The sequence below is a fragment of the Variovorax sp. Varisp36 genome (assembly GCF_047304235.1).
Classification (GTDB): Bacteria; Pseudomonadota; Gammaproteobacteria; order Burkholderiales; family Burkholderiaceae_C; genus Variovorax.
On sequence record NZ_JBGLYU010000025.1, the window covers coordinates 1 to 21,235 of the forward strand.

Below are 21,235 nucleotides of genomic sequence, written 5' to 3' on the forward strand. Positions count from 1 at the left end.
GATGTCGACCAGGGGCAGTCCAGCTTCGCAGCCCAGGCTGGCACGGCCGGCAGCCATGGTTACGGCAGTTTCACGCTAGCGGCGAATGGCAGCTGGACCTACACGGCCAACAATGGCCAGGCGGCGATCCAGCAGTTGGGTGCAGGAGAGTCGATCAGCGACAGCTTTATTGCAGTCTCGTCCGACGGGACCGCCAGCCAGGTGGTGACGGTGACGATCACCGGGACCAACGACGTGCCGGTGATCGGCGGCGTCGCCAGCGGCGCGGTGACCGAGGATGCCTCGACGCCGAACCTGAGCACCAGCGGCGCGCTGACGATTGCCGATGTCGACCAGGGGCAGTCCAGCTTCGCAGCCCAGGCTGGCACGGCCGGCAGCCATGGTTACGGCAGTTTCACGCTGGCGGCGAATGGCAGCTGGACCTACACGGCCAACAATGGCCAGACGGCGATCCAGCAGTTGGGTGCAGGAGAGTCGATCAGCGACAGCTTTATTGCAGTCTCGTCCGACGGAACGGCGAGCCAGATCGTGACGGTGACGATCACTGGCACTAATGACGTGCCGGTGATTGGCGGCGTTGCCACCGGCGCGGTGACCGAGGATGCCTCGATGCCGAATCTGAGCACCGGTGGTGCGCTGACGATTGCCGATGTGGATGCGGGCCAGTCCAGCTTCGCAGCCCAGGCTGGCACCGCCGGCAGCAACGGCTACGGCAGTTTCTCGCTCGCGGCCGATGGCAGTTGGAGCTACATGGCCGACAACGGCCAGGCAGCGATCCAGCAACTGGGCGCCGGTCAATCGATCAGCGACAGCTTTACTGCAGTCTCGTCTGACGGAACGGCCAGTCAAGTGGTGACGGTGACGATCACTGGCACCAACGACGTGCCGGTGATTGGTGGAGTGGCCAGCGGCGCGGTGACCGAGGATGCCTCGACGCCGAACCTGAGCACGAGCGGTGCGCTGACGATTGCCGATGTAGACCAGGGTCAGTCGAACTTCACGCCCCAGGCTGGCACCGCCGGTAGCAACGGCTACGGCAGTTTCTCGCTGGCGGCCGACGGCACTTGGACCTATGCGGCCGACAACAACCAAAGCGTGATTCAGCAGTTGGGTGCAGGGGAGTCGATCAGCGAGAGCTTTACCGCAGTTTCCTCCGACGGTACGGCGAGCCAACTCGTGACGGTGACCATCACCGGGACCAACGATGTGCCGGTGATCGGTGGCGTCACCAGCGGCGCGGTCAGCGAGGACGGATCGGCTCCGAATCTGAGCACCAGCGGTGCGCTGACGATTGCCGATGTAGACCAGGGTCAGTCGAACTTCACGCCTCAGGCCGGCACCAGCGGCAGCAACGGCTATGGCAGCTTCACGCTCGCGGCGAATGGCAGCTGGACCTACACGGCCGACAACAGCCAGTCGGCGATCCAGCAACTGGGCGCTGGCGAGTCGATCAGTGACAGCTTCACTGCAGTGTCGTCCGATGGGACGGCCAGCCAGGTGGTGACGGTGACGATCACCGGCACCAATGACGTGCCGGTGATTGGTGGCGTCGCCAGTGGGGCGGTGACCGAGGACGCCTCGATGCCGAACCTGAGCACCGGTGGTGCGCTGACGATTGCTGATGTAGACCAAGGTCAGTCGAACTTCGCGTCACAGGCCGGCACGGCCGGCAGCAATGGCTACGGCAGCTTCTCGCTAGCGGCCGACGGCACTTGGACCTATGCAGCCGACAACAGCCAAGGCGCGATCCAGCAACTGGGCGTCGGTCAATCGATCAGCGACAGCTTCACCGCCGTGTCGTCCGACGGAACGGCCAGTCAGGTGGTGACGGTGACGATCACCGGGACCAATGACGTGCCGGTGATCGGTGGAGTGGCCAGCGGCGCGGTGACCGAGGATGCCTCGACGCCGAACCTGAGTACCAGCGGCGCGCTGACGATTGCCGATGTGGATGCAGGCCAGTCGAACTTCGCCCCTCAAGCGAGTACGGCCGGCAGCCATGGCTACGGCAGTTTCACGCTGGCGGCGAATGGCAATTGGACTTACGCGGCCAACAATGGTCAGACGGCGATCCAACAACTGGCCGCAGGTCAAACGATCAGCGACAGCTTCACCGCGGTGTCGTCGGATGGCACCGCCAGCCAAGTGGTGACGGTAACGATCACCGGCAGCAACGACGTGCCGGTGATTGGTGGCGTTGCCAGCGGCGCGGTGACCGAGGATGCTTCGACGCCGAACCTGAGCACCAGCGGTGCACTGACGATTGCCGATGTCGATCAAGGCCAGTCCAGCTTCGCAGCCCAGGCTGGCACCGCCGGAAGCAGCGGCTACGGCAACTTCACGCTTGCGGCCAATGGCAGCTGGACCTACACGGCCAACAATGGCCAAGCGGCGATCCAACAGCTTGGCGCAGGTCAGTCGATCAGCGACAGCTTTACTGCAGTCTCGTCCGACGGGACCGCCAGCCAGGTGGTGACGGTAACGATCACCGGCACCAACGACGTGCCGGTGATTGGCGGTGTGGCCAGCGCTACGGTGCAAGAAGACGTTGCGGTGTCCGGTGGCAGTCTCGCGGCCAGCGGCGCGCTGACGATTGCCGACGTGGATGCGGGCCAGTCGAACTTCGCGGCTCAAGCGAGCACTGCCGGCAGCAATGGCTACGGCAGCTTCGCATTGGCAGCTGACGGCAACTGGACCTACACGGCCAACAATGGCCAGACGGCGATCCAGCAGTTGGCGGCAGGTCAATCGATCAGCGACAGCTTTACTGCAGTCTCGTCCGACGGGACCGCCAGCCAGGTGGTGACGGTAACGATCACTGGCACCAACGACGTGCCGGTGATCGGCGGCGTGGCCAGCGGCGCGGTGACCGAGGATGCCTCGACGCCGAACCTGAGCACCGGTGGTGCGCTGACGATTGCCGATGTCGACCAGGGCCAGTCGAACTTCGCGCCCCAAGCGAGCACTACCGGCAGCAATGGCTACGGCAGCTTCGCATTGGCAGCCGACGGCAACTGGACCTACACGGCCAACAATGGCCAGGCGGCGATCCAGCAACTGGCCGCAGGTCAATCGATCAGCGACAGCTTCACTGCAGTCTCGTCCGACGGCACCGCCAGCCGGGTTGTGACCGTGACCATCGCCGGCACCAACGATGCCCCCGTACTGAATGCTGCCGCGACACCCGCTCTGGCGTCGGTCAACGAGGATGCCGGCGCACCGGTCGGGGCCGTCGGGACGCTCGTATCGAGCCTGGTGAATCTGAATCCGCCGGCCGGCGGCCTCGACAACGTGACCGATGCGGACAACGGCGCCATCACCGGCATCGCGTTGTCGGGGGTGAATGCCTCCAACGGAAGCTGGTGGTATTCCACCAACGGCGGCGCCAGCTGGGCAGCGGTGGGTGCGGTGTCGGACGCGTCCGCGCTGCTGTTGGCCGCGGACGCGAACACGCGTGTCTACTTCCAGGCGAATCCGAACTTCAATGGAACAGTCGGCAATGGCATCACCTTCCACGCCTGGGACCAGACGAGCGGCACGGCGGGCACCACGGCCAGCACTGTGACGAATGGAGGCAGCTCCGCGTTCTCGAGCGCCACCGACACGGCGAGCATCACCGTCAACGCGGTGAACGACGACCCGGTCGCCGCGACCGACAGGGTCATCGTGTCCAGCAGCACGCTGGTCACGCTGTCGGCGAGTTCGCTGCTCGGCAACGACACCGACATCGACGGTCTTGCGTTGACGATCACAGGCGTCAGCGGCGCGGTCGGGATTTCGGGCCTGACCCTGGACGCCACCAACGGCACGATCAGCTTCACCAGCGGCAGCACGGCGGGCGCCGCGGCCGGCAGTTTCCAGTACACCGTGTCGGACGGGGCCGGCGGCACCGCCACAGCAACGGCGACGATCGACGTCATGGCCGTGTCCAACGGCAACGCAGCCGACACGATCGATCTCAGCGCGGCCGGCACCTACCAGGCCTCCTTCATCGATGGCCGCGGCGGCGCCGACAACCTGACCGGCGGTGCGGGCGGTGACGTCTTCATCGGAGGCAGCGGCAACGGAGCCGACACGCTGCTCGGCTCTTCCGGCAACGACCTCCTGATCGGCGGCGACGGCAACGACACCCTGTCGGGCGGTGCCGGCAACGATGTGCTGCGAGGCGGCCTGGGCAGCAACGACTCGATGGATGGCGGTGCCGGCACCGAGGACCTGCTCGACTTCTCGGATGGGACCGTGGCGGTCAATTTCACGCTGGTCCAGAGTGCCGCATCGACCACTATCGTCAACGGCACCGGCGGACTCGGCAACAACGACACCTACCAGAACATCGAAGGCGTGATCGGAACGGGCCTGGCCGACACTCTCACCGGCAGCGCCTCGAACGACATCATCCGCGGTGGCGCCGGCAACGACACGCTCGATGGGGCAGGGGGCACCGGTGACCTGCTCGACTTCTCGGACGGCACCGCCGGGCTCACGTTCACGTTGACGCAAAGCAGCAGCAGCACGAGCTTCAATGCCAGCGCCGCCGGGCTCGGCACCGACAGCTACAGGAACTTCGAGGGCGTCATCGGCACGGCCTTCGCCGACACGATCACCGGTTCTGCGTCGAATGACCAATTGCGCGGCGGCGGCGGCAACGACGTGATCAACGGCCTTGCGGGCGACGACCGCATCGTCGGTGGAGCCGGCGCCGACATACTCACCGGCGGCGCGGACAACGACACCTTCGTTTTCGACTCGGCACCCAATGCTGTGGATTCGATCACCGACTTCGATGCGTCGGGATCGGCGGCGAGCGGCGACCTGATCGAGCTGTCGCGCGGCACGTTCACGGCCCTCACGACTGCGAGCGGAAGCACGCTGTCGGCGGCCGAGTTCGCGTCCTTGAACGGCGGTGGCGCGGGAGACGTGGTGGGGGCGGGCGTGCACGTGATCTACGACAGCGCGACGGGCAACCTGTATTACGACGCCGACGGCCTGGGCGCCGCCAACCGCACGCTGGTGGCGACGTTGACGCTGAGCAATCCGGCCGACACCTTCGACAGCAACGACATCAAGGTCGGGCTGTGAGAAATCGCCCGCCGCCCGCGGGTGCGGGTGGCGGCACAAGAGAGAAATCGACATGAAGCCTCTTCTCCAGCTTCTCGAGCGGCCGCTTCTTTTCGTTGCGGGCTTCTCGTTCTTCGTGAACCTGCTGCTGCTCGCCCCCGCGCTTTTCATGCTGCAGGTTTTCGACCGCGTGCTGACGAGCCAGAGCCGGGAGACGCTGCTGGTGCTGCTGATCGGCGTCGCTGTGGCGCTCGGCCTGATGCTGATGCTGGACTACCTGCGCAGCCGGCTGCAGGGCGTCGCGGGCAATCTGATCGCCGATCAGCTGTCTCCGGTGGTGGCCAAGGTCATGCTGGCCCGCACGGCGCGGCGCGCCGAGCGCGTGCCTTCCGAAGGCTTGCGCGACGTCGCAGCGCTGCGTAGCCTGTTTTCCGCCCAGGGCCTGCTGGCCCTGTTCGATGTGCCATGGACATTCGTCTATGTCGCGGTCATCTGGATGGCGCATCCGATGCTGGGCATGGCCGCCGCCGCCGCGTCGGTGCTGATGCTCATCCTTGCCGTGGTGAACGACCGCATCACGCGCCGCGACATCGAAGCCCTGCAGAAGGACGCCGCCAGGGCCACGCGCTACCTCGAATCCTCGATGCAAAACGCGGAGCTGGCGCAATCGCTCGGAATGGGGGAGGCGGTGATCGGGCGCTGGCGGGATCTCAACGCCGGCGTCGCCGCGCGGCAGGGGCCGACCGCGCGCAAGTCGGTGGCGATGGCTGCGCTCACGCGCACCACGCGCCAGGCGGTGCAGGTCCTGTTGCAGGCACTGGGTGCCTACCTCGTCATCACGGGCGAGGGCACGCCGGGCATCCTGGTGGCCTGCACCATCCTGCTCGGCCGGGCGCTGGCGCCGGTCGAACAGGTGGTGGGGAGTTGGCGCGTGCTGGCCGAGGGGCGCCTCGCCTTCGCGCGCCTGTCCGAGGTGCTGGGTGCCGCCGAGCGGCAGCCGCAACGCATGGCGCTGCCGGCGCCGAGTGGCCGCCTGTACGCGGAGGGCCTCGTGTTCCGGCCTCCGCAGGGCGAGCGGATGATCCTCGCGGGCGTGTCGCTGAGCCTGGAGCCCGGCGAGTCGCTGGCCATCACCGGCCCCAGCGGCGCCGGCAAGTCGACCCTGGTGCGCCTGTTGACCGGCCTGTGGCGACCGCATGCAGGTGTCGTACGGCTGGACGAGGTCGACCTCGCGCAATGGCCGCGCGAAGAACTCGGCCCCTGGCTCGGCTATGTGCCGCAGGATGTCGAGCTGTTCGCCGGCACCGTTGCCGACAACATCGCGCGGCTGGGCGAGGTCGATGCGGACAAGGTCGTGCAGGCGGCACAGCGTGCCGGCGTGCATGCGCTGATCCTGGCGCTGCCCGAGGGCTACGACACCGTCGTCGACAACATGGGCGTGATGCTGTCGCCGGGCCAGCGCCAGCGCATCGCGCTGGCGCGCGCGCTCTATGGCAACCCGAAGCTGCTGGTGCTGGACGAGCCCAACTCCAACCTGGACGGGGCGGGCGAACTGGCGCTGGGCGAGGCCTTGAAGGCGCTGCGCGGGCAGGTCACGGTGGTCGTCGTCACGCACCGCAGCGCGCTGGTGCAGCATATGGACAAGCTCCTGGTGTTGGAGGCCGGCCGCGTCAAGCAGTACGGACCGGCGGCGGAGGTGATGCAGACGATCAGGCGTTCGGGTCAGAACACGGGCAGCGCCCAGGTGGTGATGATGCCGTCGCGCCCTGCGGAGAAGGTGTCATGAGCGCCGCGCCGGGCCGCCCCAAGCAAGCTCGCACCGCAGTGCGCAGCACGGAGGTTGTCCGATGACTCACGCGGCGCATGCCATCGCGGCCAACGACCCTCTGGCGCTGCATATGCGCGAAGCGCGCAGCCTGATGCACTGGGGCCTGGCCGTGCTGGTCTGCGGATTTCTGCCGGCCGCCGCGTGGCTGGGCTTCGCGCCGCTGTCGTCCGCCGTGGTGGCGCAGGCCTATGTGAAGGTGGATCTGAACCGGCGCCCAGTGCAGCATGCCGAAGGCGGCATCGTGCGCGAGGTCCTGGTGCGCGACGGCCAGCATGTGCGGCTGGGCGAGCCCCTGCTGGTGCTGGGTGACGTCTCGGTCGATGCTGACAGGAACCGGCTGGACCACCGCGTCAAGACCGAGCGCGCCAGCCTCGCGCGGCTCGATGCGGAGCAGACCATGGCGCGCGCGATCACCTTCGCTCCCGACGTGGTCGAGACAGCGGCGGCCGACCCACGCCTGGCAGCGCAACTGGACAAGGAGCGCGCGCTGTTCGAGGCGCGGCGCGATGCGCTGGTGGGGCAGGTGCGCCTGCTGCGTTCGCAGCGCGAGAAGGTGGCCGAGGAGATCGGCGCGCTGCGCGCTCAGATCATGCAGGCGAGCGAGTCAATGAAGTTCCAGAAGAACGATCTGGAGACCAACCGCAAGCTGCTCAAGGATGGCTTCATTTCGGCCACGCGCATCGCGCAGCTCGAAGGCACCGTGGCCGACTACGGCGTGAAGATCGAGGAGCGGCGCGCGGAGCTGGCGCGCGCCGAGCAGCGCACGGTCGATGCCGATCTGCGCATCCGCTCGCTCGAGAGCGACTACCGCCAGCAGGCGAGCGACCAGCTCAAGGTCACGGCGGCGCGACTGGCCGAGATCGAGCAGGAGCGGCGCAAGTCGGCCGACGCCTCGGCGCGCCAGGTGATCACGGCGCCGGCCAGCGGCGAGATCATCGATCTGAAGTATTCGACGCCCGGCGCGGTGATCCCGCCTCGCGAGACCATCGCCGACGTGGTGCCGGACGACACCCGCCTGGTGACCGATGCGCGCGTCCGCCCCGAGGACATCGGGCGGATTCAACGCGGGCAGCCGGCCGACATCCGGTTCACGGCATTCAAGTACCGCACCACGCAATTGGTGCACGGCAAGGTGATCTATGTGTCGGGCGACCGCCTGATCGACCATGCGACCGGCGCTCCCTACTACTCGGTGCTGGTCGAGGCCGACCCGGCTTCTCTCGCGACGGCGGGAGACCTGAAGCTGCTCGCCGGCATGCCTGCCGAAATCTACCTGCGGGGAGAGGAGCACACCGCGCTCCAGTACATGGTGGAGCCGATCACCCAGGTGCTGCGCCGCGCCGCGCGCGAGCGTTGATGCGCCGCAGCCCTGCGTGCGGCGGCGCTGGCGCAGGGGGCAAAATGCGGGCATTCGCCGTGCGCGCCTTGCGCTTGAAAAATGTTCTGCTGTTTCGGCGGGACCTGAAGCGGCAAGTCATCGTTATCTATGGACACTGAACACACCTGGGCCGGCCGCTTGTCGGTCGCGCCGATGATGGATTGGACGGACCGCCATTGCCGGTACTTCCATCGCCTTCTGTCGCGCCAAGCATTGCTCTACACCGAGATGGTGACGACCGGTGCGCTGGTGCATGGCGACGTGCCCCGGCACCTGCGCTTCCACGCCGAGGAACACCCGGTCGCACTGCAGCTGGGCGGCAGCGAGCCGGCGGACCTCGCGCACTGCGCGAAGCTCGGCGAAGAGTGGGGCTACGACGAGATCAACCTGAACTGCGGCTGCCCGAGCGAGCGCGTGCAGCGCGGCGCTTTCGGCGCCTGCCTGATGAACGAGCCGCAACTGGTGGCCGACTGCGTGAAGGCGATGGTCGATGTGGTGAGCGTGCCCGTCACGGTCAAGCACCGCATCGGCATCGACAAGATCGAGAGCTACGAATTCGTGCGCGACTTCGTGGGCCAGGTGAGCGAGGCTGGTTGCCAGACCTTCATCGTGCACGCGCGCAATGCGTGGCTGAAGGGACTGAGCCCGAAGCAGAACCGCGAGATTCCGCCGCTGCGCTACGAGCTGGTGCACCGGCTGAAGCACGAGTTTCCGTCGCTGCGGTTTTCCATCAACGGCGGTATCTCGGTCAGCGCACAGGTGCATGAACACCTGCGCCTGCTCGACGGCGTGATGGTCGGGCGCGAGGCGTATCACAACCCCTGGTGGCTGGCCGAGTGGGACGCAGAGTTCTACGGCGCAGAAGCGCAATCGCTGACGCGCGACGAGGTCGAGTCGCTGATGTGCGACTACATGGCGCGCGAGGCGGCCGAGCATGGCACGCAGTGGTGGTCGATCGCGCGGCACATGCTGGGCCTGCGCAACGGCTTGCCGGGCGCGCGGCGCTGGCGCCAGGTCTGGAGCGATCACCGGCTCAAGATGCTGCCTGCGCACGAGGTGATGGCGATGGCGCGCGAGCCGGCTGCGCAAGCCGCCTGAAGCCCCACACGCATCGCACGCTTTCCCCAAAAGCAGGCCCGCCGCGGCTTGCTGCCTCTTGTTGAAACATTGTTCCGAAATCTCTACTTCGCGATAAGTGGCGCGTCAACCGTTTTTTGCTGAAAAATGAGGAGCATCAGGGACATAAAAAGGTTTGGATAAATGAATGACGCGGTTGGCGGCAAAGAAGAGGTAAGTGCGCTCGCCAGGGGCCTGGCTCTCCTCAGGGTCATCGGCATGGCATCGGCACCCATAGGCAATCGCGAACTGGCTGACACCACGGGCATCCCCAAGGCCACGGTGTCGCGGCTCACCGCCACGCTGGTGAGTGCGGGGTATTTGCGACAGTCGCAGGACAGCGAGCGCTTCAGCCTCGGCCCGGCGCTACTCGACATGAGCAGCCGCTACCTGCGCCAATTCGACCTGCGCACGGTGGCGCGGCCGCACCTGGCGGCGCTGTCGGAATCGGCCGGCGTGAGCGTGCACATGGGCGTGCGCGACGAACTCGACATGCTCATCATCGATTCGGTGCGGCCGCGTTCCATGGTCATCAGCTCGCGCATCGAGGTGGGCACGCGCATGACCATCGCCACCTCGGCCGCCGGGCGCGCCTACCTGGCGGCGTTGCCGGCGCAGGACCAGGCCGAACTGCTGGCGCAGATCCGAGCCGAGAGCGGGGAGAGCTGGAGCGCCATCGAGCCCAGCCTGATGGCCGGCCTCGACGAGTACGCCCGGCTGGGCTACTGCAGCTCTTTCGGCGAATGGAATCCGCACATCCACGCCATCGCCTTCGCACTGCAGGGCCCGCGCGGCGAACGCTACTCAGTGAGCTGTGCCGGCCCCGCATACCTGCTGCCCAAGGACACGATGGTGGTGCGCATCGCGCCGCTGCTGCTGGAGACGGCGCAGCGTCTCGCCGGGGAAGCAGGAACCTCGAGCCAGGAATGAGGGGCGCCCGGCCCTGATTGCTCAGCTTCAGCACGTAGCCCCGGCCGCATTCCAATGCGCCATGGAGGTGTTCCTCGCCGGCGCGGCGCCGCGCTGGCAGGTTTCAGTTCGCGGCTTCGAGGCCGTTCTGGAAGTGCTCCCGCATGCGGGCCATGGCGGCATCCGCGTCGCGCGCCTCGATGGCGGCCATCACCGAGCGGTGCTCCGCCAGCGACTCCGCAATGCGCCCCGCCTTCAACAGCGAGTTGTGCCGGTTGAGCTTCATCACCTTGCGCAGGTCGGCCACCATCTGGTCGCGCCACTTGTTGTTGGCGATGGCCAGCAGCTGCATGTGGAAGCGCTCGTTGATCGCGAAGAAATGCTCGCGGTTTCCGACCGCGGCTTCCAGCTCGGCATGCAGCGCCTTCAGCTCCGCACGCTGCGCGTCGGTGGCACGCTCGGCCACCACGCCGGCGGCATCGCTTTCCAGCAGTGAGAGCAGGTGGTAGACGTCGGCCAGGTCCTGCTCCGACACCTCGGTGACGTAGGCGCCGCGCCGCACCTTCATCGTGACCAGGCCCTCGGCCGCCAGCACTTTCAAGGCCTCGCGCAGCGGCGTGCGGCTGATGCCGTATTCCTCGGCCAGCTTGAGTTCGTCGATCCAGCTGCCGGGCTCCAGCTCGCGGCGGAAGATCCGCTGGCGCAACAGCTCGGCCACCTCTTCGTAGAGGGCGCGGGGGGTGAGGGTAACGGCGGACATGGGCCGGACTGTACTGCAAAAATGGGGTTTGAATTAATAATTATGGATCGGTTAGACTCGCGGCCGGCTTGCAAATCCGTGCAGGCGAATTTGCGAATACCCTGAAAGACCCTGCGAACGGCCCCTTCATGAGCAGTACACCCGAACCCTCTTTCAAGCCCGCCGATCTCGAAGCCTGGGCCAAGGCCGCTGCCAAGTCAGCGCCGGGCGGCGACGTGAATGCGCTGAACTGGATCACGCCCGACGGCATCGCGGTGAAGCCGCTGTACACCGCGGCCGACCTGCAGGGCCTGAAGTACACCGACACACTGCCCGGCTTCGAGCCCTACCTGCGCGGCCCGCAGGCCACCATGTACGCGGTGCGCCCCTGGACCATCCGCCAGTATGCGGGCTTCTCGACCGCCGAGGAATCCAACGCCTTCTATCGCAAGGCGCTGGCCGCCGGCGGCCAGGGCGTGAGCGTGGCCTTCGACCTGGCCACCCACCGCGGCTACGACAGCGACCACCCGCGCGTGACGGGCGACGTCGGCAAGGCCGGCGTGGCGATCGATTCGGTCGAGGACATGAAGATCCTGTTCGACCAGATCCCGCTGGACAAGGTCAGCGTGTCGATGACGATGAACGGCGCCGTGCTGCCGGTGCTCGCGGGCTACGTGGTCGCGGCCGAAGAGCAGGGCGTGGCGCAAGACCAGCTCAGCGGAACCATCCAGAACGACATCCTCAAGGAGTTCATGGTCCGCAACACCTACATCTTTCCGCCAGCGCCGAGCATGCGGATCATCGGCGACATCATCGAGTACACGGCGCAGAAGATGCCCAAGTTCAACTCGATCTCGATCAGCGGCTACCACATGCAGGAAGCCGGCGCCAACCAGGCGCTGGAACTGGCCTTCACGCTGGCCGACGGCAAGGAGTACGTGAAGACCGCGCTGGCCAAGGGCCTGGACGTCGACGGCTTTGCGGGGCGCCTGAGCTTCTTCTGGGCCATCGGCATGAACTTCTATCTTGAAGTCGCCAAGATGCGCGCAGCGCGCCTGCTGTGGTGCCGCATCATGAAGGAGTTCAACCCCAAGAACCCCAAGAGCCTGATGCTGCGCACGCACTGCCAGACCTCGGGCTGGAGCCTCACCGAGCAGGACCCGTACAACAACGTGGTGCGCACCACCATCGAGGCGATGGCCGCGGTGTTCGGCGGCACGCAGTCGCTGCACACCAATGCGCTCGACGAAGCCATCGCGCTGCCCACCGAGTTCAGCGCCCGCATCGCGCGCAACACGCAGCTCATCATCCAGGAAGAGACGCACATCACGAACGTGATCGACCCCTGGGCCGGCAGCTACATGATGGAGAAGCTCACGCAGGACATGGCCGATGCGGCCTGGGCCATCATCGAAGAGGTCGAGGCGATGGGCGGCATGACCAAGGCGGTCGACAGCGGCTGGGCCAAGCTCAAGATCGAGGCGGCCGCGGCCGAGAAGCAGGCGCGCATCGACTCGGGCAAGGACGTGATCGTGGGCGTCAACAAGTACAAGCTCAAGACCGAGGATGCGATCGACAGCCTCTCCATCGACAACGTGATGGTGCGCGAGCAGCAGGTGGCGCGGCTGCAGAAGATCCGCGCCTCGCGCGACAGCGCCAAGGTGCAGGCCGCGCTCGACGCGCTGACCGAAGCCGCGGAGAACGGCACCGGCAACCTGCTCGCACTCAGCATCGATGCGGTGCGCCTGCGCGCCACGGTGGGCGAGATTTCGGATGCGCTCGAAAAATCATTCGGCCGCCATCGGGCCGACACGCAAAAGGTGACCGGTGTGTACGCAGCTGCCTACGACTCGGCCGAAGGCTGGGAAGCCCTCAAGACCGAAATCAACGCCTTCGCCGAGGAACAGGGCCGACGCCCGCGCGTGATGATCTCCAAGCTTGGGCAGGACGGGCACGACCGCGGCGCCAAGGTGGTGGCCACTGCATTTGCCGACCTGGGCTTCGACGTCGACATGGGGCCGCTGTTCCAGACCCCCGAGGAATGCGCGCGCCAAGCCATCGAGAACGACGTGCATGCCGTCGGCGTGAGCACGCTCGCGGCCGGCCACAAGACGCTGGTGCCCGCCATCATCAACGAACTGAAGAAGCAGGGCGCGGACGACATCATCGTGTTCGTCGGCGGCGTGATTCCGCGGCAGGACTACGACTTTCTCTACGAAGCCGGCGTCAAGGGCATCTACGGTCCGGGCACGCCCATTCCGGCCAGCGCCAAGGACGTGCTGGAACAGATCCGCGCGGCGGTCTCGGCCTGAGAAGCAGAGCGTGGGCGATCTCTTGTCTCGGCTGTCGCTGCAGCCGGTGGAATCCAGCGATTTCGAGGCCATGCTGGCCCTGCGCGTCGATGCGATGCGCCCCAGCCTGGAGCGCGTGGGGCGCTTCGATCCCGCGCGCTCGCGCGAACGGCTGCAGGCCGGTTTCGTCGTGCCCTTCATGCATCACATCGTGCTCGACGGCGAGCTGCGCGTCGGCTTCGTCACGCTCAAGCCCGAGGGCACCGACGCCCTTCGGCTCGACCACCTTTACCTGCGCACGGGCTTCCAGGGCCTGGGCATCGGCGAATGGGTGCTCGAGTGGGCCAAGGCGCAGGCGCGCCAGCAGCAACTGGACATCAAGCTCACCGCGCTCGTGCAGAGCGACGCCAACCGCTTCTACCTGCGCCATGGCTTCGTGCTCGAAGGCGAGGAGGGCGTCGACCTGCACTACCGCTGGCGCGTGTCTCCGGAGGACGCGTGCTGAACACCGTGCAGGCGCTGGAAGGCGCGGTCGTCGATACGTCGGGCATGTCGCAGCGCCGCGCGATCGCCAAGGCGATCACGCTGCTCGAATCGACCCGTGCCGATCACCGCGCGCAGGCCGACGAACTGCTCACCGCGCTGCTGCCGCGCACCGGCAAATCGTTCCGCCTCGGCATCTCGGGCGTGCCGGGCGTCGGCAAGTCGACCTTTATCGAGACGCTGGGCCTGCTGCTGATCGGCAAGGGGCATCGCGTGGCGGTGCTCACCATCGACCCCTCGTCCACCGTCTCGGGTGGCTCCATCCTCGGCGACAAGACGCGCATGGAGCACCTCTCGGTGCACGAGCGCGCCTACATCCGGCCCAGCCCGTCGAGCGGCACGCTCGGTGGCGTGGCCGAGAAGACGCGCGAGGCGATGCTGGTGTGCGAGGCCGCGGGCTACGACATCGTGATCGTCGAGACCGTGGGCGTGGGCCAGAGCGAAACGGCCGTGGCCGGCATGACCGACATGTTCGTGCTGATGCAGCTGCCCAACGCGGGCGACGACCTGCAGGCCATCAAGAAGGGCGTGATGGAGCTCGCCGACCTCGTCGTCATCAACAAGGCCGACATCGACAAGGACGCCGCGACGCGCGCGCAGGCGCAGATCACCTCGGCGCTGCGCCTTTTCGGCCACCAGGGCAACCCGGACCACGCGCATGCGGTGCATGACGCGCACAGCGGCGAGCAGGTGCGCTTTTGGCTGCCGAGGGTGCTGCAGCTCTGCGCATTGGCCGGGACCGGCGTCGATGCCTTCTGGGACGCCGTCACCCAATTCAGGCAACTGCAGACGGCCAACGGCAAGCTCGCCAGGCGCCGCGAGAAGCAGGCCACCGCGTGGATGTGGGAGCGCATCGACGCCGGGCTCAAGCACGCCTTCAGGCATCACCCGCAGGTGCGCGAGCTGCTACCCGAGCTCACGCAGCAGGTGGCCGAGGGCGCGCTGCCTGCATCGACGGCAGCGCGCCAGCTGCTTGCGGCGGCCGCAATCACCGCCAGGCCATGACCAAGACCACAAACGAAATTCAGGACCACAGCTTCGGAAGCACACCATGCAAGAACTGATCGAACAACTCGAAAAGCGCCGCGCCCAGGCGCGTCTCGGCGGCGGGCAGAAGCGCATCGACGCGCAGCACGCCAAGGGCAAACTCACGGCGCGCGAACGCATCGAGCTGCTGCTCGACGACGGCACCTTCGAGGAGTGGGACATGTTCGTCGAGCACCGCTCGGTGGACTTCGGCATGGCCGAGCAGAAGATCCCCGGCGACGGCGTGGTCACCGGCTACGGGATGATCAACGGCCGCCTCGTGTTCGTGTTCAGCCAGGACTTCACCGTCTTCGGCGGCGCGCTCAGCGAGGCCCATGCCGAGAAGATCTGCAAGGTGATGGACCAGGCCATGAAGGTCGGTGCACCAGTCATCGGTCTCAATGACTCGGGCGGCGCGCGCATCCAGGAGGGCGTGGCCTCGCTCGGCGGCTATGCCGACGTGTTCCAGCGCAACGTGATGGCCTCGGGCGTGGTGCCGCAGATCAGCATGATCATGGGCCCCTGCGCGGGCGGCGCGGTGTATTCGCCGGCCATGACAGACTTCATCTTCATGGTGAAGGACTCGAGCTACATGTTCGTTACCGGCCCTGAGGTGGTGAAGACCGTGACACATGAAAGCGTCACTGCCGAAGAGCTCGGCGGCGCCGTCACCCACACCACGCGCAGCGGCGTGGCCGACATGGCGTTCGAGAACGACGTCGAGGCGCTGATGATGCTGCGCCGCCTGTACAACTACCTGCCGCTCAACAACCGCGAGAAGCCGCCGGTGCGCCTGGGCAACAACGGCCAGGGCGACCCGGCCGACCGGCCCGACTATTCGCTCGACACGCTGGTGCCCGACAACCCGAACAAGCCCTACGACATCAAGGAGCTGATCCTCAAGGTGGTGGACGACGGCGATTTCTTCGAGCTGCAGCCCGACTATGCGAAGAACATCGTGATCGGCTTTGCCCGCATGGAAGGCCAGACCATCGGCATCGTGGCCAACCAGCCGCTGGTGCTGGCGGGCTGCCTCGACATCAAGTCGAGCATCAAGGCCGCGCGCTTCGTGCGCTTCTGCGATGCCTTCAACATCCCGGTGGTCACCTTCGTCGACGTGCCCGGCTTCATGCCCGGCACGGGCCAGGAGTACGGCGGCATCATCAAGCACGGCGCCAAGCTGCTCTACGCGTATGCGGAGTGCACGGTGCCGAAGATCACCGTCATCACGCGCAAGGCCTACGGCGGCGCCTACGACGTGATGGCCTCCAAGCACCTGCGCGGCGACGTCAACCTCGCCTGGCCGCGCGCCGAGATCGCGGTGATGGGCGCCAAGGGCGCGGTGGAAATCATCTTCCGCGAGGACAAGAACGACCCCGAGAAGCTGGCCGCCCGCGAGGCCGAGTACAAGGCGCGCTTCGCCAACCCGTACGTGGCGGGCGCGCGCGGCTACATCGACGACGTGATCCTGCCGCACGAAACGCGCAAGCGCATCTGCCGCTCGCTCGTGATGCTGCGCGAGAAGAAGCTCGAGAACCCGTGGCGCAAGCACGGCAACATTCCGCTCTGAGCCGTATGCGCAGCCACTACCCCCAGTTCCGCGAGGGTGCGGAACCTGGATTGGTGCCCAAGCTGGGCGGTCTGCCCTGGGGACTGCCCCGTCGTTTGTGGCCGGTCTGCCGCGAATGCAATCGCGCCATGAGCCACCTCGCGCAGCTGCCCGCGGATGGCGACGCGCTGCCACTCGCAGATGGCGAGGTGCTGTTCCTGTTCAAGTGCGAGTGGGACAGCATCTGCAGCTTCTGGGAGCCCGACGGAGGCGCGAACGCCGCATTCGTCGTGCAGCGCGCCGAGCTGGGGACCGGGCCCACTGCGCCGCCTTCGGATCCTGCCGAAGGACCGCCCGCCTTGCTGCGCGAAATCTCCATCACGGGATGGCGTGCCGACGACGATGGCGCGCCTTCGGAACTCGAAGAGGCCTTCTACGACTACCAGGCCCATTCCGAACTGCCGGAGGAGGTCGCGCACCCCCACGACTGGGCGAGCGCGTGGCGTACCAAGAGCGGCGGCGTGCCGTACTGGACGGCCAACGGCGCGCAGCAGATGCCCGCCGGGCGCCTGTTCCTGCAGATCGACAACTGGGTCGATCTTGCCGACGGCAGCAACGCCGAAGTGGCGAACTTCTGCTCCGACGGTACGGCCTACGTGTTCGTCGACCGCGCGCAAGCGCCGCCGGTGTATTCGATGTTTATCAACCGCTGAGACCCCGCGGAGACCCTAGATGTTCAAGAAAATACTCATTGCCAACCGCGGGGAAATCGCCTGCCGCGTGATTCAGACCGCGAAGAAGATGGGCATCCTCACCGTCGCCGTCTACTCCGACGCCGACAAGGAAGCCCGCCACGTCGAGCTGGCCGACGAGGCCGTGCACATCGGTGCCGCGCCCAGCCGCGAGAGCTACCTGCAGGCCGACCGCATCATCGCGGCCTGCAAGAAGACCGGCGCCGAGGCCGTGCATCCGGGCTACGGCTTCCTCTCGGAGAACGAAGCTTTCGCGCGCAAGGTCGAGGAGGAGGGCATCGCCTTCATCGGGCCGAAGCACTATTCGATCGCCGCCATGGGCGACAAGATCGCCTCCAAGAAGCTCGCGAACGAGGCCAAGGTCAACACCATTCCGGGCTGGAACGACGCCATCGAGACGGCCGAGCGCGCGGTCGAGATCGCGAAGGACATCGGCTATCCGGTGATGATCAAGGCCTCGGCCGGCGGAGGCGGCAAGGGCCTGCGCGTGGCCTTCAACGACAACGAGGCCTTCGAGGGCTTCACCTCCTGCCGCAACGAGGCGCGCAACAGCTTCGGCGACGACCGCGTGTTCATCGAGAAGTTCGTCGAGGAGCCGCGCCACATCGAGATCCAGGTGCTGGGCGATTCGCACGGCAACGTGATCTACCTGAACGAGCGCGAATGCTCGATCCAGCGCCGCCACCAGAAGGTGATCGAGGAGGCGCCGTCGCCCTTCATCTCCGATGCCACCCGCCGCGCGATGGGCGAGCAGGCGGTGCAACTGGCCAAGGCCGTGAAGTACCAGAGCGCGGGCACGGTGGAGTTCGTGGTCGGCAAGGACCAGAGCTTCTACTTCCTGGAAATGAACACGCGGCTGCAGGTGGAGCACCCGGTCACGGAGTGCATCACCGGCCTCGACCTGGTGGAGCTGATGATCCGCGTGGCGGCCGGTGAGCAGCTGCCGCTCACGCAGGAGCAGGTGAAGCGCAACGGCTGGGCCATCGAATGCCGCATCAACGCCGAGGACCCGTTCCGCAGCTTCCTGCCTTCGACCGGCCGCCTGGTGAAGTTCCAGCCGCCGGCCGAGACCATGTTCGCAAGCGACACCGAGCACCTAAACGGCGTGCGCGTGGACACCGGCGTGTACGATGGCGGCGAGATCCCGATGTACTACGACTCGATGATCGCCAAGCTCATCGTGCACGGCAAGGACCGTCAGCATGCGATTGCCCGCATGCGCGAGGCGCTCAACGGCTTCGTGATCCGCGGCATCAGCAGCAACATCCCGTTCCAGGCGGCGCTGCTGGCGCATCCGAAGTTCGTGGCGGGTGACTTCAACACGGGCTTCATCGCCGAGCACTACGGCAAGGGCTTCCATGCGGAAGACGTGCCGCACACCGATCCGTCGTTTCTGGTTGCGCTCGCGGCCTACGTGCACCGCCGCTACCGCGCGCGCGCATCGGGCATCAGCGGGCAGCTCGAAGGTCACGGCGTGAAGGTGGGGGAGCAGTTCGTCGTGGTGGAGATGGGGCCGGAAGGCAAGCATGTGCACCACCCGGTGTCGGTCACCGATTTCCACGGCAAGACTGGCGCGAGCGCGGTCGCCGTCGGCGGCAAGAACTACAAGATCGACAGCGGCTTTGCGCTCGGCGCCATCCGCGTGCAGGGCACGGTCAACGACCGGCCCTTCACCGCGCAGGTCGAGCGCGGGGCGGGCAAGAACCCGCTGGCGCTGCGCGTGTCGCACGACGGCACGCAGATCGAGGCGATGGTGCTGTCGCCGCTGGGCGCGCGGCTGCTCGAACTCATGCCCTACAAGGCGCCGCCGGACCTGAGCAAGTTCCTGATGTCGCCGATGCCGGGCCTGCTGGTCGAGGTGTCGGTGCAGCCGGGGCAGCAGGTGCGGGCCGGCGAGAAGCTGGCCGTGATCGAGGCCATGAAGATGGAAAACGTGCTGTTCGCTTCGCAGGACGGCGTGGTGGGCAAGATTTCGGCGGAAAAGGGCGAGTCGCTCGCCGTCGATCAGATCATTCTGGAGTTCAACTGATGGGTGCCAACGACCTGCAACAAACGATCACGCTGCACCGGCCTGCGAAGGCCGCGGCGCCGCAAGGGCCATGGACGGTCGAAGCGATACAGGCGCTGCTCGACAAGCCGCTGATGGACCTGCTGTTCGAGGCGCAGACCGTGCATCGCCAGCACTTCCCGGAAGGCGACATCGAACTGGCGACGCTGCTCTCGGTCAAGACCGGCGGTTGCCCCGAGAACTGCGGCTACTGCCCGCAGTCGGCCGAGTTCGACACCGGCGTGAAGGCGCAGAAGCTCATGGAAGTCGACGAGGTGGTGCGCGCCGCGCAGGCCGCCAAGGACGCCGGCGCCACGCGCTTCTGCATGGGCGCCGCATGGCGGGCGCCGAAAGACCGCGACGTCGAGAAGGTGGCGGTGCTGGTCGAGGCCGTGAAGGGGCTGGGCCTGCAGACCTGCGCCACGCTCGGCATGCTGGAGCCGCACCACGCGCACCAGCTCAAGGCCGCGGGCCTGGACTACTACAACCACAACCTCGACACCGCGCCCGAGTACTACACCGACGTGGTCGACACGCGCACCTACCAGGACCGGCTCGACACCCTGGCCCATGTGCGCAGCGCCGGCATCAGCGTGTGCTGCGGCGGCATCGTCGGCATGGGCGAGGCGCCGGTGCACCGCGCGGGGCTGATCGCGCAGCTGGCCAACCTGAACCCGTACCCCGAGTCGGTGCCCATCAACAGCCTGGTGCGCGTGCCCGGCACGCCGCTGGCCGATTCGGAGCCGGTCGATCCGTTCGACTTCGTGCGCATGATCGCAGTGGCCCGCATCACCATGCCGACCGCGCGCGTGCGGCTCTCGGCCGGGCGCCAGCAGATGGGCGATGCGGTGCAGGCGCTGTGCTTCATGGCCGGCGCGAATTCGATCTTCTACGGCGACAAGCTGCTGGTTACCGGCAACCCCGACGTCGAGGCCGACACGGTGCTGCTGGGCAAGCTCGGGCTCAATGCGCGGCAGGTGCAGGAGCAGCCGGAAGGCTGCGCGGCATGAGCACCAACGCACGACCCTTCAAGGTGCTGGGCATCCAGCAGATCGCCATCGGCGGCACGGACAAGCTGCGGCTGCAGAAGCTCTGGGTCGACATGCTGGGGCTCGAAGTCACGGGCACCTTCAAGAGCGAGCGCGAGAACGTCGACGAAGACATCTGCGCGATGGGCGCGGGGCCGTTCAAGGTCGAGGTCGACCTCATGCAGCCGTTGGACCCCGAGAAGAAGCCCGCCGTCCACACCACGCCGCTCAACCACGTGGGCCTGTGGATCGACGACCTGCCCAGGGCCGTCGAGTGGCTCACGGCGCAGGGCGTTCGCTTTGCGCCCGGCGGCATCCGCAAGGGCGCGGCCGGCTTCGACATCTGCTTCCTGCATCCGAAGGCGAGCGACGAGTTTCCGATCGCGGGCGAGGGCGTGCTGATCGAGATGGTGCAGGCGCCACCCGAGGTGGTGGCAGCCTTCAGCGCGCTGGCCGCTACGCGTTGAGTACTTTCTTGATCGGCGGCCTGACGTCCGAACGCTGAGGCGGCAGCATCGGCTGGTGCTCGCGCGCCGGGTTCAGGATGATCGAGGTCGCCGTCTCGGTGAGGATGCAGAACTTGGTGACTACCGCATCGAGGTGGCTCACGTCGATCACCGCGATCTCGAGGATCCAGCTGTCGTCGCCGGTCACGTTGTAGGCATTGACGCATTCGGGCGTCTGCTGCACCAGCTCGACCACACGCGCGTAGTCGGCGCGGCCCACGCGGATGATCGCGCGGATGCCGTAGCCGAGCTTGCTTAGATTTACCGTCGCGCGGTAGCCGCTGATGACGCCTGCCGCTTCGAGCTTCTTTACGCGCTCGGTCACGGCGGGCTGGCTCAGGTGCACGCGGCGGCCCAGTTCTGCCATGGTCAGGCGCGCGTCGTTCTGCAGTTCGGCGAGGATGCGGGTGTCGTGGGCGTCCAGGGCGGGGTTTAAGGAAAAGTCCATGCAACTCCTTTAAATCG

At 66.8% G+C, this 21,235-nt stretch carries 15 protein-coding genes; 13 read left to right on the top strand and 2 right to left on the bottom strand.

The window, feature by feature from the left end; genetic code table 11:
• From ACCD11_RS16090 to ACCD11_RS16110, 5 genes are all read left to right on the top strand, one after another.
• The coding region (locus tag ACCD11_RS16090) for a VCBS domain-containing protein (RefSeq protein WP_413314640.1) at window positions 1–5,079 on the top strand (5,079 nt) is incomplete at its 5' end.
• 52 nt (window positions 5,080–5,131) lie between these two features.
• Complete coding sequence (locus ACCD11_RS16095; RefSeq protein WP_007828148.1) at window positions 5,132–6,844, top strand: type I secretion system permease/ATPase; 1,713 nt, start codon at window positions 5,132–5,134, stop codon at window positions 6,842–6,844.
• Window positions 6,845–6,905: 61 nt separating this feature from the next.
• A complete protein-coding gene (locus ACCD11_RS16100) occupies window positions 6,906–8,243 on the top strand; it encodes an HlyD family type I secretion periplasmic adaptor subunit (protein ID WP_413314641.1) in 1,338 nt (445 codons plus the stop codon).
• A gap of 129 nt (window positions 8,244–8,372) precedes the next feature.
• Window positions 8,373–9,362, top strand: a complete 990-nt coding sequence (dusA, locus tag ACCD11_RS16105; protein ID WP_413314642.1) for a tRNA dihydrouridine(20/20a) synthase DusA — start codon at window positions 8,373–8,375, stop codon at window positions 9,360–9,362.
• A gap of 162 nt (window positions 9,363–9,524) precedes the next feature.
• Window positions 9,525–10,310 (top strand): IclR family transcriptional regulator, encoded by a 786-nt coding sequence (locus tag ACCD11_RS16110; RefSeq protein ID WP_413314643.1) that lies wholly within the window; start codon window positions 9,525–9,527, stop codon window positions 10,308–10,310.
• 103 nt (window positions 10,311–10,413) lie between these two features.
• Here the strand turns inward: ACCD11_RS16110 and ACCD11_RS16115 are convergent, their stop codons facing one another.
• The gene (locus ACCD11_RS16115; protein WP_413314644.1) at window positions 10,414–11,049 is read right to left on the bottom strand and encodes a GntR family transcriptional regulator; all 636 of its coding nucleotides are present in this window, start codon (window positions 11,047–11,049) and stop codon (window positions 10,414–10,416) included.
• A gap of 128 nt (window positions 11,050–11,177) precedes the next feature.
• On the opposite strand from ACCD11_RS16115, the gene scpA reads away from it, so the two are divergent.
• The 8 genes from scpA to ACCD11_RS16155 all read left to right on the top strand — a co-directional run bounded on the left by scpA (window position 11,178) and on the right by ACCD11_RS16155 (window position 20,731).
• The gene (scpA, locus tag ACCD11_RS16120) at window positions 11,178–13,340 is read left to right on the top strand and encodes a methylmalonyl-CoA mutase (RefSeq protein ID WP_413314646.1); all 2,163 of its coding nucleotides are present in this window, start codon (window positions 11,178–11,180) and stop codon (window positions 13,338–13,340) included.
• 10 nt (window positions 13,341–13,350) lie between these two features.
• Window positions 13,351–13,824, top strand: coding sequence for a GNAT family N-acetyltransferase (locus ACCD11_RS16125; RefSeq protein ID WP_413314647.1), 474 nt, complete (start codon window positions 13,351–13,353; stop codon window positions 13,822–13,824).
• On the top strand, window positions 13,818–14,867 hold the full coding sequence (gene meaB, locus ACCD11_RS16130) for a methylmalonyl Co-A mutase-associated GTPase MeaB (RefSeq protein ID WP_413314649.1): 1,050 nt from the start codon (window positions 13,818–13,820) through the stop codon (window positions 14,865–14,867). The genes ACCD11_RS16125 and meaB overlap by 7 nt, the downstream gene beginning before the upstream one ends.
• Window positions 14,868–14,913: 46 nt before the next feature.
• Window positions 14,914–16,458 carry an acyl-CoA carboxylase subunit beta gene (locus tag ACCD11_RS16135; RefSeq protein ID WP_007828159.1) on the top strand — a complete coding sequence of 515 codons (1,545 nt, stop codon included), beginning with the start codon at window positions 14,914–14,916 and terminating at the stop codon, window positions 16,456–16,458.
• A 128-nt stretch (window positions 16,459–16,586) separates the two neighbouring features.
• Window positions 16,587–17,150, top strand: a complete 564-nt coding sequence (locus ACCD11_RS16140) for a hypothetical protein (protein WP_413314650.1) — start codon at window positions 16,587–16,589, stop codon at window positions 17,148–17,150.
• Between the two features lie 19 nt (window positions 17,151–17,169).
• On the top strand, window positions 17,170–19,218 hold the full coding sequence (accC, locus tag ACCD11_RS16145) for an acetyl-CoA carboxylase biotin carboxylase subunit (RefSeq protein ID WP_413314651.1): 2,049 nt from the start codon (window positions 17,170–17,172) through the stop codon (window positions 19,216–19,218).
• A complete protein-coding gene (bioB, locus tag ACCD11_RS16150) occupies window positions 19,218–20,246 on the top strand; it encodes a biotin synthase BioB (RefSeq protein WP_413314653.1) in 1,029 nt (342 codons plus the stop codon). The genes accC and bioB overlap by 1 nt, the downstream gene beginning before the upstream one ends.
• Window positions 20,243–20,731 (top strand): VOC family protein, encoded by a 489-nt coding sequence (locus ACCD11_RS16155; protein WP_413314654.1) that lies wholly within the window; start codon window positions 20,243–20,245, stop codon window positions 20,729–20,731. Before bioB ends, ACCD11_RS16155 begins: the two co-directional genes overlap by 4 nt.
• Here ACCD11_RS16155 and ACCD11_RS16160 read toward each other — a convergent pair.
• The gene (locus ACCD11_RS16160) at window positions 20,721–21,218 is read right to left on the bottom strand and encodes an Lrp/AsnC family transcriptional regulator (protein WP_413314655.1); all 498 of its coding nucleotides are present in this window, start codon (window positions 21,216–21,218) and stop codon (window positions 20,721–20,723) included. The two genes, ACCD11_RS16155 and ACCD11_RS16160, sit on opposite strands and share 11 nt — an antisense overlap.
• Window positions 21,219–21,235 lie beyond the last annotated feature (17 nt).